Genomic DNA, 15,685 nt, shown 5'->3' with positions numbered 1-15,685 from the left:
CGGCCGTCGCGTGCGGGCTCGCGCCGCCCGTAGCCTGGTCGCATACCCCGGGCGGCATCCGGGGTGCGAGAGGGTGGACGTGCAGGAGCAGGAGATCGACGCGACCGCGGTGAGCCGCGCGACGCCGGCCGCCGCCGCGATCCAGCGTCGCACCATGCGGGTCCTGGCCGTCACCCAGGTGGTCGGCATGATCGGCGTGGGCGTCGCCCCGTCGATCGGGGTGCTGCTCGCCGGCGACGTCACCCACAGCGAGGCGTGGGGCGGGCTCGCGCGCACCGCGAGCACGCTGGGCGCGGCCCTGCTCGGCCTGCCGCTGGGCATCCTGGCGGCACGCTTCGGCCGCCGGGTCGCGCTCGCGACCGGGTGGTGGACGGCCGCGCTCGGCAGCGCGATCCTGGTCGCGGCCGCGCAGTGGTCCGCCGTGGTGCCGTTGTTCGTCGGCCTGCTGCTCATCGGCGCGGGGTCCGCGGCCGGCCTCCAGTCGCGCTTCGCCGCGACGGACCTCGCGGAGCCCCACCACCGTGCGCGGGCGCTCGCGCTCATCGTGTGGGTGGGCACGCTCGGCTCGGTGCTGGGCCCCAACCTCGGCGCCCCGGGCGCCGTCGTGAGCGACGCCACCGGCCTGACCGTCTACGCCTCGGCGTTCCTCATCGCGGCGGTGTGCCTCGCGCTCGCGGGCGTCGTGGTCTTCGCATGGCTGCGCCCCGACCCGCTGCGCGTGAGCGCCACCCTCGCCCCGCACGATGCGCCGCGCGCCGCATCGTCCACCCTGCGGGAGCGCTTCGCGCGGCTGCGCGCGGAGCTGCGTGGCAATCCGCGGGCGCGCTACGCCGTGCTCGCGGTCCTCACCGCGCAGGCGGTCATGGTCGCCGTCATGACGATGACGCCGGTGCACATCGTCCACGAGGGCGGCTCGCTGACGATCGTGGGGATCACCATCAGCCTGCACGTGCTGGGCATGTACGCGCTCGCGCCCGTGGTCGGGGCGCTCGTGGACCTGCGCGGGCACCGGCTCACCATCGCCGTCGGCATCGGGATATTCGCGGTGTCGCTCCTGGTAGGGGCGCTGTTGTCCGCCAGCATGCGGTGGACCACGGTGTCGCTGATCCTGCTCGGCGTGGGGTGGTCGTTCGTCAACGTGGCGGGCTCGGCGCTGTTCAGCGAGGCGATCGCGCCCGAGGGGCGCGCGTCCGCGCAGGGTGCGCTCGACGCGATGTCGAACCTCTGCGGCGCCGCGACCGCGTTCCTCGCGGGCCCGCTGCTCGCCGCGACGAGCTTCGCGACGCTGTCCTGGGTGGCGCTCGCGGTGCTGGCGCCGCTCGCGTTCGCGACGGCGTCGGCGCGGTCGGTCGGACGCGCCCGCGTTTCTGAGCGTTCTCCCTGATTCCTCTCAGCCTCCTCCCCGCCTGGGGCGGTGAAGTGGGATCGAGAACAGATCTCAGGAGGACATGATGAGCGACGACATCCAGCAGTCCGGCGACGCGGCCCTCACGCCGCCTCCCGCCGAGCCCCCGGCCGGCCTCGTGATCGAGCACGTGCCCGCGACGCGCCACCGTCGGCGCACCCACATGCGACGGGCCGCGATGGTGACGGCGGCGTCCGCGCTCGCGCTCGGCGGGTTCGCGGCGGGTGTCGCCGTGACCAGCGCGTCTCCCTCGACGTCGACCGCCACGGCGCAGACCCCGGTCCAGAACGCGTCGAACCCCGCCACCGGCGGCACGTCGGGCTCGACCGGATCGTCGGGCACGTCGGGCAGCTCCGGGTCCTCCGGGACGTCCGGCGGCTACGGCATCTACGGCACGCTGCCCGGCGGCGGCGCCTTCCCGGGTGATGGTTCGGGCACCACCCAGGGCGGGAGCTCCGCGTCGGGAGGCACCTCCACCCAGACGGCCGCGTCCGCCGCCAGCACGAGCGAGTCGACCGGCCTGGTCCTCATCGACACCGTGCTCGGCTATGACAGCGCGCAGGCCGCGGGCACGGGCATGGTCCTCACAAGCGACGGCCTGGTCCTCACCAACAACCACGTGGTCGAGGGGTCCACCCAGATCCAGGTGACCATCGCCTCGACCGGCGACACCTACACGGCCAAGGTGGTCGGCACGGACGCGACCGACGATGTCGCCGTCCTCCAGCTCCAGGGCGCCTCCGGACTCACCACCGTCACGACCGACAAGACGGGGGTCGCGGTCGGGGACACCGTCACGGCGGTCGGCAACGCCTCCGGCGGCGGCACCCTCATGGCCGCCGACGGCGCCGTGACGGGGCTCGACGCCACCGTCACCACGGCCGCCGAGTACACCGCGGCGAGCGAGTCGCTCAGCGGCATGATCCAGTTCGGCGCCGACGTGGTGGCGGGCGACTCGGGCGGCGCGCTTCTCGACAGCCAGGGCGAGGTGGTCGGCATGACCACGGCCGCCTCCACCGGCAGCGCCGACACGGTCGCCTTCGCCATCCCCATCGACGACGCGCTGTCGATCGCGCAGCAGATCGAGTCGGGACAGTCCTCCAGCACCATCACCATCGGCTACCCGGCCATGCTCGGTGTGTCGATCGCGGCGGGCCAGCAGTACGCGGTCCTGCCCGGCGGACGCCTCGGCGCCGTCACCACCACCGACGGCGCTCAGGTCGAGTACGTCTACCCCGACACCCCGGCCGCGCAGGTCGGCCTGGTCGCGGGCGACACCATCACGGCCGCCAACGGCACCACGGTGACCAGCCAGAGCGACCTCTCCGGCGTCCTGACCGCCCTCCAGCCCGGCGACTCGGTGAAGCTCACCTGGACCGACACCGCCGGCGCCACGCACACCGGCACCGCGACCCTCACCGAGGGCCCCGCGGCCTAGGAGCGAATCGCCACGCGGCAGCGGGCCCGCCGGGAGACCGGCGGGCCCGCTGCATCCCTGCCGTCCCGCGCACGACGCACGTGCCGCATCGTCCCCCGACGGGCCTCCCGGGACCTCGCCTGGCACTCGGGTGCGTAAAAGGGGAATAGGATTCTTCGGTTCGAATACGTCCCCATCAGACAAAGGAATACACATGCGCATGAACCAGGGCATCAAGGTCGCCGTGGTCGCCGCCTCCGCCGGCCTGCTCCTCGCAGCCTGCTCCACCGATTCCGACACCGACGCGAGCACCTCGCCCGCGGCCTCGGACACCGTCGCGACGCTGAACGTCTCGCAGATCGTCGAGGACATCCGCACCGCGACCGGCTGCGAGTCCTGGGCCGGCGGCCGCGTCGCCGGCGAGGGCGTGCTCGCGAGCTACGAGTACAGCTGCGACGCCACCGGCGAGGGCACCGACGTGAGCACCTTCCGGGTCTACACCTCGGGCGACGCGCTGGACTCCGACCTCGTGACCATCGAGGCAGACGACACCACGTCGGGCATCGTGAAGACGGACAGCTACATCTTCGCGACCCCGGACGCGGACCAGCTCGCGGCCGTGTCCGCGCTCGGCGGCGAGGTCGTGCGCGACATCCAGAAGTAGCGCTCCTGGCAGCGCGAGGGCCCGTGGTCGCCGAGGGGGACCACGGGCCCTTCGGCGTCTCGGGGCGCCATGACCGTGGTCCACACGGTTTCTGCACATGGCCCGACGCACGTCGGGATATCCCGCGCGAGTGGCATCCCAGGGGACGATGCGGGGTCCGCGTGTGTGGAACGCGGTCGCGCAGGTGGCGCCGAGCGCGGCTACAGCGCGAGCGCGGTGTAGCGGCGCAGCTGGTCGCGCACGGCGCCCACCAGGTCGAACGCCTCGGGGTCGAGCAGCCACTGCGGGTCGAGGCCGTCGCGCACGCCCGCGATCTGGGCCGCCGCGAGGGGGATCTCCTCGACGTCTACCAGCAGCAGCCCGCGTGCGGCGAGGTCCTCGAGCGCGGTCACCGCGTGGCCGCGCACCTCGGCGTACCAGCGGCGCATGTAGCCGTGCGCGGGGTGGCTGGGCGCGAGCGCCTCGGCCGTGATCATGCGGAACATGCGGGTCTCGGGGGCGTCGACGCCACGCGCCACGTCGCGCGCGGTGAGGGCGAGGAAACCGCGGAGAAAGCGCTCGCCGTCGCTCTCGTCGAGCTCGAACTCGGCTCCCGCGCGCCCGACCGAACGGTCGAGCACGGCCTCGAGCAAGGCGGTCTTGTCGGGGAAGTGGTGCAGCACGCCGGTGTGGGACAGCCCGGCGCGGCCGGCGACGTCGCGAATCGAGGTGCCGTTGAAGCCGCGCTCGGCGAAGGCCTCGACCGCGGCGTCGAGGATCGCCTCGCGGCGCTCCGCGGACGCGGCGGCCTGGCGGCTCTCGCGGCGTCGCACCTCGACGTCATCGGTCAGCGGCATGGGGACCTCCTCGCGTTCACCCTAGCCCTCGCGCGACGATGCCCGGCCCGCCCCGCGGGGGCGGCGAGCCGGGCATCGTGCCTGGGTCAGCGGACCCCGCGGATGGGGATGATGAGCAGCGCGCCGATCGCGCCGGCGATCGCGGCCGCCGTGAAGAAGACCGTGAAGTTCTGCGGGGCGGCGGCGCTCGCGCCGATCGCCAGCAGTGCGGGCGCCACCGCGGGGACCAGGATGTTCGGCAGCGATGCGGCGAGGTTCATGATCCCGAGGTCCTTGGCCGAGTCCTCGGGGTCGGGCAGGACCTGCGTGATGAGGGCGAAGTCCACGGCGAGGTAGATGCCCTGACCGATGCCCATGACCACGAGCGCGACGAGGAACGCGTTGAAGGTGTCGGCGGCCACGATGAGCCCGAGCCCGACGGTGAACACCACGGCCGAGGTCCATACGAACGGCTTGCGGCGGCCGATGCGGTCCGACAGGCGGCCCGCGATGTTCGCGATGACGAACGCGATGCCTCCCGACAGCAGGTTCGCGACGAACATCTTGTCGGCGATCTCCATCGGGTCGATGTGCAGGCCGAGGATGAGGAAGATCGCCATGTAGGCGTTGACCGCCGCGATCGCGCAGAACACCGCGAAGCGGGAGCCGAACGCGAGCGCGAACGCCGGGTGGCGGACCGGGTTGACCCAGAAGGTGCCGAACGCGGAGCGGAGCTGGAGCTCCGGGCGGTCCTCGGGGGAGATCCGGTCGTCGCGCAGGACCGCGGCGAACGCGAGCAGCGCGGCGGCGCCGAGCCCGGCCGGCACCATGATCATGAGCGTGAGGTTCGGCGAGAACAGCGACCCGAGCCACAGGCCTACGACGGCCCCGGCGACGCCGCCGATGCCGAAGAGGGCGGAGGCCGGGCCTCGACGCTCGGCGGCGAACTGGTCGGGGATGCACGCGCCGAGCGCGGTGAACGCGGCGATCTGGCCGAGGCTCATCACCACCCAGCCCGCGGCGAGCATCCCGGTGGCGGAGGCCTCGAGCACCAGGAACGCGCCGGCCACGAGGAGCACCGCGCCCGCGACGAGGTAGGGGCGGCGGCGGCCGAGGCGGGACGTGGTGCGGTCGGACAGGCGGCCCATGATCGGGCTCGCGATGAGCGCGGCGATGCCGGCGAACAGGCTCACGGTGGAGACGATGCTGGTGGAGCGGTCGGGATCGATGGCGGTCGCCTGGAGCGGCATCGTGAGGATGCCGACCGACAGCAGGGACGCCATCAGCAGGATCGACGCGAAGCCGAGCGCGACGAGGAAGCCCGAGCCGGGATTGCGGAAGGCGGGGGTCGGGGCGGGAGCGTCGTCCTCGCGGGGCGACGTCTCGGCGGGTGACACGGTCATCGTCAAGCACCTTTGCTGATCGAAGGGCTCGCCGTCGAGCCCGGTGGGAGCGACCGTACCCACATCACCGACCACTTGTAAAGTCGATACATGCCATGTGGTAGAAATGACCTGTCGCCCACGTCAAGGAGGACTCCGCGATGACCGTCACCCCGTCCGTATCCCGCCGTGCGGGAACGACCGCGCTGGCCTCCGCCGCCTGGATCGCCCCGCACGAACCCGTGATCGCGCCGGCCGGGCAGCGCCCCGCCTACCTGCTGCGCGCATCGTTCACCGTCGCGCCCGGCGCCGGCGAGGTGCGCCTGGCCGCGACGTCGCACGGCCTCTACGAGGCGTTCCTCAACGGCGTGCGGGTCGGCGACGACGAGCTCGAGCCCGGCTTCACGTCCTATCGCGCGCGCCTCGAGGTCGCGACCCGCGACGTCACCGCCCTGGTGCGCGAGGGCGAGAACACCCTGGTGTTCCTCCTGTCGGACGGCTGGTTCCGCGGCCGCCACGGCTTCGAGCGCCGCGCCGACGGCTTCGGCGCGCGCACCGCGCTGCTCGCGGCCGTGGTGTCGGAGGCGGGCGACGCGCTCGTCGCGACGGGCGGCGCCTGGGAGTCGCGCCCGAGCCACGTCACGCGCGCCGACCTCATGGACGGCCAGGCCGTCGACCTGCGCCTGCTCGACGCGGCGTGGTTCACCGGCGGCGGCTCCGGCTGGGCGCCCGTCGCGACGCCGGACGATGCGCTGCTCGCCGACCGCGGACGCCTGGTCCCCGCGCAGGGTCCCCGCGTGCGCCGCATCGAGGAGCTCGCCCCCGCGGCCGTCACGTTCCCGCGGCCCGGCACCGCCGTGATCGACCTGGGGCAGGACATCAACGGCTGGATGCGGCTCACGGACCTCGGCCCGGCGGGTACCTGCCTCACCCTCACGCACGGCGAGGTGCTCGATGCGGACGGCCTCGTCACGCTCGAGCACCTGCGCGCCTTCACCTTCGCGACCCATGAGCTGCTCGACGCGGGCCAGGTCGACCAGGTGATCTCGGCGGGACGCGCCGGCGACGTGTTCGAGCCGCGCCACACCACCCACGGCTTCCGCTACGTCCAGGTGGACGGTGTGCCCGAGGGGCTCGCGCTCGAGGGCGCGCGCGGCGTGGTGGTCCACAGCGACCTCGCCCGCACCGGCGAGTTCTCGTGCTCCGATGCGCGGCTCGAGCGGCTCCACGAGGCCGTGCGCTGGAGCCTGCGCGACAACGCGTGCGCGGTTCCGACCGACTGCCCGCAGCGCGAGCGGTCGGGGTTCACGGGGGACTGGCAGGTGTTCGTCGGCACGGCCGCGCTGCTCGCGGACGTCGAGGACTTCTCGCGCCGTTGGCTGCGCGACCTGGCCGCCGACCGGTGGGAGGACGGCCGCGTGCCGACCGTCATCCCGAACCCCGCCGGCAACCGCCCCTCGGGCATCGCGTTCGAGGACGCCTCCGCCGGCTCCGCGGGCTGGGGCGACGCCGCCGCTCTGGTCCCGTGGGAGCTGTGGCGCGCGTACGGATCGGTGGACGCCGTCGCCGAGCAGCTCCCCGCCGCCCTCGCGTGGGTGCGCTACGCCGCGGGCCGTGCCGCCGCGGGCCGCCACCCCGAGCGCGCCGCCGCCCGCCCCGACCCCGCGCCCCACGAGCGCTTCCTGTGGGACACCGGCTTCCACTTCGGGGAGTGGCTCGAGCCGGGCGTCCCGCCGAACCCCGACCCGACCGTCGACCACGGGATCGTCGCGACCGCCTTCCTCCACCGCTCCGCGCACGTGACCGCGCTGCTCGCCGCGATCGCGGGTGAGGATGAGGCGGCGGCGGAGTGCCGCGCGATCGCCGCCGGCGCGCTCGAGGCGTGGCGGGCCGAGTACCTGCGTGACGACGGCACGCTGACCGAGGAGCGGCAGGGCCACTACGTCCGGGCGCTCGCGTTCGGGCTCGTGCCCGAGGGCCTGCGCGAGGCGACCGCGGCCCGGCTGGCCGTCCTGATCGAGGAGGCGGGCGGACGCCTGGGGACCGGCTTCCTCGCGACCGGGCAGCTGCTGCCGGCGCTCGCGGACCACGGCCAGGCCGACCTCGCTCACCGGCTGCTCGTCGCGACCGGCCACCCGTCGTGGCTGGGGATGCTCGACGCCGGCGCGACCACCATGTGGGAGTGGTGGGACGGCATCGCCGAGGACGGGACCGCCCGCGGCTCGCTCAACCACTACTCCAAGGGCGCCGTCGCATCGTTCCTCCACACGCACGTGGCAGGCCTGCGGCTGCCCGCCGAGCCGGCGCCGGGGGAGGAGGCGTACCGGCGCATCGTCATCGAGCCGGTGCCCGGGCCGACCCTCAGGTCCGCGCGGACGTCGCAGCTCACGCGGCGCGGCCGGATCGAGGTCGCGTGGCGGATCGAGGACGGGATCTTCACCCTCGACGTTCGGCTTCCCGAGACGGCCGAGGCCGAGGTCCGCGTGCCCGACGGGTCCGTCCGGCACGCCGGTGGGGGTGCCCACACGTTCACCTGCGCGATCGCTTAGCGCCGGCTTAGCGGCGCCTCCGTAGCGTGCGCCGGGTGGACGACAACACGATGACGCTGCCCCGCCCCGCGCGCGGCCGCGAGATGCTCAGCAAGGTTCCCGAGATCACGCTGTGGTTCTGGATCATCAAGATCCTGTGCACCACGGTGGGCGAGAGCTTCGCCGACTGGATCAACATGACGCTCGGCGTCGGACTGCAGGTGACCGCGGTCCTCTTCACGGTGGTGCTCGCCGGCGTGCTCGCGTGGCAGCTGAGCCTCCGCCGCTACGTGCCCTTCGTGTACTGGCTCACGGTGGTCGTGGTGAGCGTCACCGGCACGCTCTACACCGACATCCTCACGGACTCCCTCGGCGTGCCGCTCGTGGTGAGCACCTCGGTGTTCGCGGTGATCCTCGCCCTGGTGTTCGGGATCTGGTGGTGGAACCAGCGCACGCTGTCCATCCACAGCATCACCACCACGCCGCGCGAGCTGTTCTATTGGCTCGCGATCCTGGTGACCTTCGCGCTGGGCACGGCCGCCGGCGACTGGACGCTGGACCTCACGGGCTGGGGTCCCGGCGTGAGCGTGCTGCTGCCGCTGGGGCTGATCGTCGCCGTGGTGATCGGCTGGCGCCTCGGGGCCAACGCGACGCTGTCGTTCTGGCTCGCGTACATCCTCACGCGTCCCCTCGGCGCGAACCTCGGCGACTGGTTCGGCATGCCGCGCGATCAGCAGGGCCTCGGGCTCGGCGTCGCGACCACCAGCATCATCTTCCTCGCCGCGATCCTCGCGACCGTGATCTACCTGTCGCGCTCGCGGGCGGACGTCCTGTCCCGCGAGCGGGCGGCGCGCGCGGAGGCGCCCGCGGCGCAGCCGAACCGCACCCGCGAGGGCGTCATGCTCGGGTACCTCGGCGCCGTCGGGGCGGTGGCGGTCGCGGTCCTCATGTGGGCCTCGGCGCAGCCGCACGGCGTGGCCGCCGCGAGCGAGGAGGGGCCGGCCCCGCAGGTCACGCTCGCGCCCGGGCAGTCGGCGACGGCGAGCTTCCCCGGCTCCGACGTCGCGACCATCCGCACCATCGTCTCGGACACGCGCGGGCTCGTCGCCGCCGGCGACCAGGCCGGCGCCACGGCGCGGGCCAAGGACCTCGAGACCGCCTGGGACGACGCGCAGCCGACCCTCGAGCCGCTCGACGAGACGGGCTGGAGCGTCCTCGACGGACAGATCGACGCGGTGCTCACCTCGATCCGCGACGCCCACCCCGACGCGGCCGCCGAGACGACCGCGCTCAACACGCTCCTCACCACGCTCGCCTGAGCGGCGCATCGTCCCCCCTTCCACCGCGGGAGGGGGGACGATGCGCGTGCGGGCGCCCGCACCCGTCGCCGCCCCGACCGTGGCCCACACAGATTCTGCACTTCGTGGTCCGTTGGTCGGGGTTCACGACGGGAAGTGCAGCGGATCGGGGCCGATCGGCTGCGCGTGTGTGGATGGGGGTCGCGGGCCTGCGCGGGGCACGATGCGTGTGCGGCTGAGCTCCCCGTAGCCGCCCCGACCGTGGCCCACACAGATTCTGCACTTCGTGGTCCGTTGGTCGGGGTTCACGACGGGAAGTGCAGCGGATCGGGGCAGATCGGCCGCGCTCGTGTGGATAGCGGTCACGCGCGCACCCTGAAAAGGGAACTCACGCGTCCGGAGTGAGCTCTCGGTCGAGCCGGGGCTCGCGCGCGGTGACACGGAGCGCGCGGATGCGCGGCGCCGACACGACCGCCACGAGCGCGATCGCGAACACGAGCGACACCCAGCCCGGGCCCACGCCCGCGCCGCCCTCGCTCACCGGCTTGCCCAGCCAGTCCGCGACGGACGCCCCGAGGGGACGCGTGAGCACGTACGCGGTCCAGAACGCGGCGACGCCGTTGAGGCCCAGGAACCGGTAGGCGATCGCGGGCAGGGTGATGAGCACGGCGAACAGCACGATCGAGGGCGCGTAGCCCAGGCCCAGGCCGACCGCGGTGAGGTCGCCGACGGCGGTGCCGAGCGCGAACGTGCCCACCACGGCGGCCCAGTAGAACAGCTCGCGGCGCGTGGTGGTGACGGCGTGCACGTCGAGCGTGCGCTCGGTGCGCCGCCATGCGATGAACACCGCCGCGAGCGCGGCCGCGTAGAGCGTGGCCGTGGCGGCGTAGGGCAGGCCCAGCACGACGTGCATGACGTCCGCGGCCATGGTGCCGAACACGCCGACCGCCGCGACCGCGAGCCAGTACGCCTCCGGGACGTAGCGCCGGCGCGTGAGCTGGAAGGCGAGGGCCCCGACGAAGAAGGCGAAGCCGAGCAGCACCGCCAGCACGGGGTTGAGGACGTGGATGGAGAAGTCGGACACGGCCTCGCCGAGCGCCGTGGAGACCGCCTTGGCGATCCAGAACTGTCGGGTGGGCGCGGGCACGCGCGCGGGGGCGCGGCCCTGGAGGGCGGGTGTGCTCATGACGCGAGCATCGGCGCGCGCGTCTAAGCGGGCTCTAAGGAGCGGCGGCGCCGGTCCCCTCAGCGCTTTCTCAGCGCCGCCCCGCGACACTGTCGGGATGCCTCACGATGCCCCCGGTCGCGCCGCGCGACCCGCCGTCTTGCTCGCCCTCGCCGTGTTCTCCCTGCTCACCGTGGTGGGCCTCGCGATCGTCGCGTCGCCCGCGTGGTCGGGCGCCGAGATCCACGCGATCGCCTGGGTGCAGGGCGTGCACGGGCCGGTGCTCGACCGGGCGGCGGTCACCATCGACGCGGTGTTCGGGGACATGGGCGCGGTGCTGGTGCTCGGCGGCGCGGCCGTGGGCATCGTCGTGGGAAGCCGCTCGGTCCGTCTCGCCGTGCGCTTCGGCCTGGTCGCGGGCGTGCCGTGGGTGGCGGCCGAGGTGATCAAGGTCGTGGTGCAGCGTCCCCGACCCGACGCGGCTCTCCTGCACGCCCCGCTGGTCGCGCATCCCAGCTCCTCGAGCTTCCCCAGCGGTCACACCGCGTTCGCCGCCGCGCTCGTGTGCGCGATGCTGATCGTGCTCGCGCCGCGCCGCGGCCGCGCCGGCTGGGCGGTCCTCGGGTGCGTGCTGGTGCTCGCGACCGCCTGGTCGCGCGTGTACCTGGGCGTGCACTACCCGACGGACGTCGCGGCGTCGATGCTGGTGGTGCCGCCCGTCGCCGTGGCCGTCGATCGCCTCGCCGCGTCGTGGGCGATGCGCCCGCGCGCCCTTGCCACGGTGGGATCCTGAGACGATTCTTAGAGCCGTGACCCGAGGGTGGAGGACATGATGGCCGAGGCTCGACCGCGCCTGCTGCTCGCGGAGGACGACCCGCAGCTGGGACCGCTCATGCGGGGTGTCCTCGAGAGCGTCTACGAGGTGACGCTCATCGATGACGGCAGCGACGCGCTGGCGGCCGCGCAGGAGCGGCAGTTCGACGTGCTCGTCGTGGACCGCCGCCTGCCCGGACTCGACGGCGTGTCGATCGTCGAGACGCTGCGGCGCGACGGCATCGCCACACCCACGCTGATCCTCACCGCGCTCGGCACCGTGCAGGACAAGGTGCGCGGCCTCGACGCCGGCGCCAACGACTACCTCGTGAAGCCGTTCGAGTTCGACGAGCTGTTCGCCCGGCTGCGCGCGATCCGTCGCGTGGTGGAGGGGGAGGGGCCGTTCGTCCGCATCGGCTCGTGGGAGTTCTACCCGGACTCCCGCGCCGTCTACTCGCCGTACGAGGGGCGCACCATCCTCACCGAGCGCGAGACGGACCTGCTGCGGCTCCTCGCCGTGCACCCCCAGAAGACGTTCAGCCGCGACGAGATCCTGCGAGCGGTGTTCGACGCGCACGACACCCCCGGCTCGGTCGACACGTACGTGCACTACCTGCGGCGCAAGACCGACCCCGACATCGTCACCACCGTGCGGGGACGCGGCTACCGGCTCGGGATGCTGTGAGCGCGCGCCGGCCCCGGCGCGCCGACGCCGACGCGCTGCTGGTCCGTCGCACCGCGATCCGTGTCGGGGTGTGGATCGCGGTCGCGGCAGCCGTGCTCGTGGTCCTCGTGCTCATCGCGGCGGTGCTGTTCGTGTTCAAGCAGATCCCGGTGACCGACCTGCTCGACCCCACCCGGCACTCCGCGGCCATCGACGTCGGCGGTGTCGACGTGATCGAGGGCGTCATCGCGCTCGGCGCGATCGCGATCGTGCTCGCCGGCACGTTCGCGCTCGTCGCCACGCACCGGGCGGTCGAGCCGCTGGTGGACGCGCTCGCCCGCCAGCGCCGGTTCGTCGCCGACGCGTCCCACGAGCTGCGCACGCCGCTCGCGATCCTCGACACGCGGCTGCAGGTCCTCGAGCGCGCGATGGACGGCGACGACCCGAACCGCGGCGTCGTCGAGGACCTGCGCGGAGACTCGCGCCGCCTCATCGGCGTGGTCAACGACCTCCTCGCCTCGATCGACCCGGCCGCCGGCACGCTCGCCGCGCCCGAGCGGGTCGCCCCGGTCATCGCGGGCGCCGTGGACTCGATGCGGATCCTCGCCGAGGCGCGCGGCGTCGGCGTGCGCGCCGACGCCGTCCCCGAGGATCTCGAGGCCGCGATCCCCGCGGACAGCCTCCACCGTGCGCTCGTCGCGCTGATCGACAACGCGGTCAAGCACTCGCCGGCCGGCGCGGACGTCGAGGTGCGGGCGGGCGCGGCGCGCGGCGGGGTGTGGATCGCGGTCGCCGACCACGGCGGCGGCATCCGCGGCATCGACCCCGCGCGGGTCTTCGACCGCTTCGCGCGCTCGTCCGACGCGGTCGACGGTGGCGGGTCCGCACCGACCGGCTTCGGGATCGGGCTCAGCCTCGTCCAGGACGCGCTGGGGCGGTTCGGGGGCTCGGTGGAGGTCACCGAGACGTCCGAGCGCGGCACCACGTTCACGATGCGCCTGCCGGCCCCGCGGCGCTGAGGGCCGGGATGCAGCGCCGCTGAGCGCCGGGCGGCTCAGGCGCCGACGGTGGCGTCGACCGGAGCCGGCGTGCGCCTTGCGCGTCGCGCCGCGGTGATGGCGAGGGGGATCCCGGGCAGGGCGAGCATGCCGATCATGATCCACTCGATGTGCGCGGCGACCCACGGGATCGCCCCGAGGAGGTGCCCGACGAGGCCCACCAGGCATGCCCACGCGACGCCGCTCGCGGCGTTCCACGCGGAGAACGTGCGGTGGGGCATCGTCGACATGCCGGCGGCGGGCGCGACGAAGGTGCGCGCGATCGCCACGAACCGCGCGAGCACGATGGCCGGCGTGCCCCAGCGCGCGAAGAACCGCTCCGTGTCGTCGACGTAGCGCGTCCTCAGGACACGCGCGTCGGGCCGGAACCATCGGCGCCCGTAGCGGCGCCCGATCGCGAAGCCCGCCTCGCCGCCCAGGATCGCGGCGACCGCGGCGACGGCGACGACGACCCACGGTGAGACCCCGATGGCAGCCGCGATGACGGCGCTCCCGAAGAGCAGGGTGTCCCCGGGCAGGAACGGGAAGAGCAGGCCGTTCTCGATGAACACGATGACGCCGACGAGCGCGAGCGCGAAGGGGCCGAACGCCGCGAGCAGGGCTGCGAGGGTCATGCCCTCAGCATCGGCGCGGCTCGCTAAGGAACCGCTGAGGGCGTGGCGGGGCCGAGGAGGCGACGACCGCCGGGCGCGGTCTCACGCACGTCCGGCGGTCGCCTCGATCACGCGAACCGCGTGACCAGCTCCCCGACCCCCTCGATCGAGCTGGTCAGCACCTCGCCCGCGCGGAGGAAGCGCGGCGGGGTGCGTCGGTTCCCGATCCCCGCGGGCGTGCCCGTGAAGATCAGGTCGCCCGGCATCAGCGTGACCACCGCCGACAGGCGGGCGATCAGCTCCGGGACGTCGTAGATCATCTGCGACGTGCGCGAGTCCTGCATGGTCTCGCCGTCGATCGCACATGAGATGGCGAGGTCGTCGCGGTCGGGCAGCTCGTCGGGCGTGACCAGCCACGGGCCCGTGGGGGAGAAGCCCGGGTGCGACTTCGCGAGGCCGAACTGCGGCATCGTCCCCGCGAGCTGCGCGACGCGCTCGGACAGGTCCTGACCGACCGTCACGCCGGCCACGTGGCCCCACGAGTCCTCGCGCGCGATCGCGTGGCCGCCGACCCCGATCGCCACGACCAGCTCGACCTCCCAGTCGACGTTGCCGGGCGGCAGCGTCACCGTCGCCTGGTCGCCGACCAGGCTGGACGGGAACTTGGTGAACGTCACGGGCAGGCTGTCGGGCGGGTAGCCCGCCTCGTCGGCGTGCTCGCGGTAGTTCACGCCGATGGCGAAGATCTGCGCGGGCCGCGGCACGGGCGGGCCGAGCCGCGCGCGGTCGAGCGGGAGGGCCCGGGCGCCCGGCGCATCGTCCGCGAGGCGCTCGCTCGCCCACGACGCGAAGGCGCGCCAGTCGGCGAACGCGCCCATGGGGTCGGGGCCGAAGCGGCCGCGGGAGGCCTCCGCGACGTCGACGGCCCGCCCGTCCTCCGTGACGAGGACGAGCCGGCCGTCGAGGGCGGCGATCCTCACCAGTCGACCCGCCGCGGGGCCGGCTCGCCGTACGCGTCCTGCCACGAGATGATCGGGTTGCGCAGGGTGCCGATGCCCTCGATCTCGGCCTCGACCACGTCGCCGGGCTTGAGGTAGAAGTCGAACGGGTTCTTCTGGACCGCCGCGACGCCCGAGATGGTGCCCGTGGTGATGAGGTCGCCGGGGGAGTAGACCTGCGGCGAGTGGTACGCCACCAGGTGCGGCCAGGTGATGCGGGTCTTGCTGGTGTTGCCGCTCTGGCGGACCTCGCCGTTGACGCGCAGCTCCATCGCGAGGTTGTGCATGTCGGGGACCTCGTCCTTGGTGACGATCCACGGGCCGATGGGGCAGAACGTGTCGATGCCCTTGGAGAACGAGAACACGCCGGACTCCATCTCCTTGCGCTGGATGTCGCGCGCGGTGATGTCGTTGAAGACGGTGAAGCCCGCGATGTAGTCCTCGGCCTCGTCGGGGCCGAAGAACTTGCCGCCCTTGCCGATGACGATCGCGAGCTCGAGCTCGTAGTCGAGCTCCTTGGTGAGGCCCTCGGGGTACACGATCGGGTCCTCGGGGCCGATGATCGCGTCGAGGTTCTGGAAGAACACGATGCCCTTGTGCACCGGGTGCGACCAGTCGACGGCGGTGAGCTCGTTGTGGTGGTCGATGAAGTTGCCCGCGGTGTGGAAGAACTTCTTGGGGCGGATGGGGGCGCGCAGCGTGACGTCCTCGTAGCGCAGCCGCTCGCCGGTCTCGCCGACCTTGCCGCCGCGCTCGAAGAACTCGCGGGTGGACGGCACGTCGAGCTCGATGACCACGCCCTCCTCGAGCTCGAGGCGGCCGACGCGGCCCTCGTCGAAGGTGATGAGCTTCATTGCTTCTCCTCTTGTCTGTCGGGGTGTCGTG

Annotated in this window: 14 protein-coding genes; 8 read left to right on the top strand and 6 right to left on the bottom strand. The window is 73.4% G+C overall.

Annotated elements, in window-relative coordinates:
- The first annotated feature begins 73 nt into the window (after positions 1-73).
- The 3 genes from AOM04_RS07270 (at position 74) to AOM04_RS07260 (ending at position 3,486) form a co-directional block, all read left to right on the top strand.
- Positions 74-1,384, top strand: coding sequence for an MFS transporter (locus tag AOM04_RS07270; protein WP_228373658.1), 1,311 nt, complete (start codon positions 74-76; stop codon positions 1,382-1,384).
- Between the two features lie 67 nt (positions 1,385-1,451).
- Positions 1,452-2,843 (top strand): S1C family serine protease, encoded by a 1,392-nt coding sequence (locus AOM04_RS07265; protein ID WP_062464116.1) that lies wholly within the window; start codon positions 1,452-1,454, stop codon positions 2,841-2,843.
- Between the two features lie 193 nt (positions 2,844-3,036).
- On the top strand, positions 3,037-3,486 hold the full coding sequence (locus tag AOM04_RS07260; RefSeq protein ID WP_062464115.1) for a hypothetical protein: 450 nt from the start codon (positions 3,037-3,039) through the stop codon (positions 3,484-3,486).
- A 200-nt stretch (positions 3,487-3,686) separates the two neighbouring features.
- Here the strand turns inward: AOM04_RS07260 and AOM04_RS07255 are convergent, their stop codons facing one another.
- Together AOM04_RS07255 and AOM04_RS07250 are read right to left on the bottom strand one after the other, a co-directional pair.
- On the bottom strand, positions 3,687-4,322 hold the full coding sequence (locus AOM04_RS07255) for a TetR/AcrR family transcriptional regulator (protein WP_062464114.1): 636 nt from the start codon (positions 4,320-4,322) through the stop codon (positions 3,687-3,689).
- A gap of 86 nt (positions 4,323-4,408) precedes the next feature.
- A complete protein-coding gene (locus AOM04_RS07250; RefSeq protein WP_062464113.1) occupies positions 4,409-5,704 on the bottom strand; it encodes an MFS transporter in 1,296 nt (431 codons plus the stop codon).
- 140 nt (positions 5,705-5,844) lie between these two features.
- Here AOM04_RS07250 and AOM04_RS07245 point away from each other — a divergent pair, with 140 nt between their 5' ends.
- On the top strand, positions 5,845-8,232 hold the full coding sequence (locus tag AOM04_RS07245; protein WP_062464112.1) for an alpha-L-rhamnosidase: 2,388 nt from the start codon (positions 5,845-5,847) through the stop codon (positions 8,230-8,232).
- 35 nt (positions 8,233-8,267) lie between these two features.
- Complete coding sequence (locus tag AOM04_RS07240) at positions 8,268-9,530, top strand: hypothetical protein (RefSeq protein ID WP_228373657.1); 1,263 nt, start codon at positions 8,268-8,270, stop codon at positions 9,528-9,530.
- 367 nt (positions 9,531-9,897) lie between these two features.
- Here AOM04_RS07240 and AOM04_RS07235 read toward each other — a convergent pair whose 3' ends face one another.
- The gene (locus AOM04_RS07235; protein WP_062464111.1) at positions 9,898-10,695 is read right to left on the bottom strand and encodes a COG4705 family protein; all 798 of its coding nucleotides are present in this window, start codon (positions 10,693-10,695) and stop codon (positions 9,898-9,900) included.
- 97 nt (positions 10,696-10,792) lie between these two features.
- Between AOM04_RS07235 and AOM04_RS07230 the strand changes: the two genes are divergently transcribed.
- Genes AOM04_RS07230 through AOM04_RS07220 form a run of 3 tightly spaced genes read left to right on the top strand, consistent with a single transcriptional unit; the run spans position 10,793 to position 13,170 of the window.
- Positions 10,793-11,467: a phosphatase PAP2 family protein gene (locus AOM04_RS07230; protein WP_062464110.1), complete on the top strand. Its 675-nt coding sequence runs from the start codon at positions 10,793-10,795 to the stop codon at positions 11,465-11,467.
- 39 nt (positions 11,468-11,506) lie between these two features.
- Positions 11,507-12,172: a response regulator transcription factor gene (locus AOM04_RS07225; RefSeq protein ID WP_082104531.1), complete on the top strand. Its 666-nt coding sequence runs from the start codon at positions 11,507-11,509 to the stop codon at positions 12,170-12,172.
- Positions 12,169-13,170, top strand: a complete 1,002-nt coding sequence (locus AOM04_RS07220) for a sensor histidine kinase (RefSeq protein ID WP_062464108.1) — start codon at positions 12,169-12,171, stop codon at positions 13,168-13,170. The genes AOM04_RS07225 and AOM04_RS07220 overlap by 4 nt, the downstream gene beginning before the upstream one ends.
- A 35-nt stretch (positions 13,171-13,205) precedes the next feature.
- On the opposite strand, the gene AOM04_RS07215 is transcribed toward AOM04_RS07220, so the two are convergent.
- The 3 genes from AOM04_RS07215 to AOM04_RS07205 form a co-directional block, all read right to left on the bottom strand.
- Positions 13,206-13,823: a DedA family protein gene (locus AOM04_RS07215; protein ID WP_062464107.1), complete on the bottom strand. Its 618-nt coding sequence runs from the start codon at positions 13,821-13,823 to the stop codon at positions 13,206-13,208.
- Positions 13,824-13,930: 107 nt separating this feature from the next.
- Positions 13,931-14,782, bottom strand: coding sequence for a fumarylacetoacetate hydrolase family protein (locus AOM04_RS07210; RefSeq protein WP_062464106.1), 852 nt, complete (start codon positions 14,780-14,782; stop codon positions 13,931-13,933).
- Entirely contained in the window at positions 14,779-15,654 is an 876-nt protein-coding gene (locus tag AOM04_RS07205; RefSeq protein WP_062464105.1) for a fumarylacetoacetate hydrolase family protein, read from the bottom strand. Before AOM04_RS07205 ends, AOM04_RS07210 begins: the two co-directional genes overlap by 4 nt.
- Positions 15,655-15,685: the final 31 nt, after the last annotated feature.

Origin of the sequence: Demequina soli (genome assembly GCF_000971195.1) — a bacterium.
Lineage (GTDB): Bacteria > Actinomycetota > Actinomycetes > Actinomycetales > Demequinaceae > Demequina > Demequina soli.
This window is presented reverse-complemented; position numbering and strand designations above follow the sequence as displayed.

Excerpts from the sequence above, each read along its gene's own strand:
- AOM04_RS07265 (WP_062464116.1), top strand. The coding sequence starts at position 1,452 with ATGAGCGACGACATCCAGCAGTCCGGCGACGCGGCCCTCACGCCGCCT.
- AOM04_RS07260 (WP_062464115.1), top strand. The coding sequence starts at position 3,037 with ATGCGCATGAACCAGGGCATCAAGGTCGCCGTGGTCGCCGCCTCCGCC.
- AOM04_RS07255 (WP_062464114.1), bottom strand. The coding sequence starts at position 4,322 with ATGCCGCTGACCGATGACGTCGAGGTGCGACGCCGCGAGAGCCGCCAG.
- AOM04_RS07250 (WP_062464113.1), bottom strand. The coding sequence starts at position 5,704 with ATGACCGTGTCACCCGCCGAGACGTCGCCCCGCGAGGACGACGCTCCC.
- AOM04_RS07245 (WP_062464112.1), top strand. The coding sequence starts at position 5,845 with ATGACCGTCACCCCGTCCGTATCCCGCCGTGCGGGAACGACCGCGCTG.
- AOM04_RS07235 (WP_062464111.1), bottom strand. The coding sequence starts at position 10,695 with ATGAGCACACCCGCCCTCCAGGGCCGCGCCCCCGCGCGCGTGCCCGCG.
- AOM04_RS07230 (WP_062464110.1), top strand. The coding sequence starts at position 10,793 with ATGCCTCACGATGCCCCCGGTCGCGCCGCGCGACCCGCCGTCTTGCTC.
- AOM04_RS07225 (WP_082104531.1), top strand. The coding sequence starts at position 11,507 with ATGGCCGAGGCTCGACCGCGCCTGCTGCTCGCGGAGGACGACCCGCAG.
- AOM04_RS07215 (WP_062464107.1), bottom strand. The coding sequence starts at position 13,823 with ATGACCCTCGCAGCCCTGCTCGCGGCGTTCGGCCCCTTCGCGCTCGCG.
- AOM04_RS07205 (WP_062464105.1), bottom strand. The coding sequence starts at position 15,654 with ATGAAGCTCATCACCTTCGACGAGGGCCGCGTCGGCCGCCTCGAGCTC.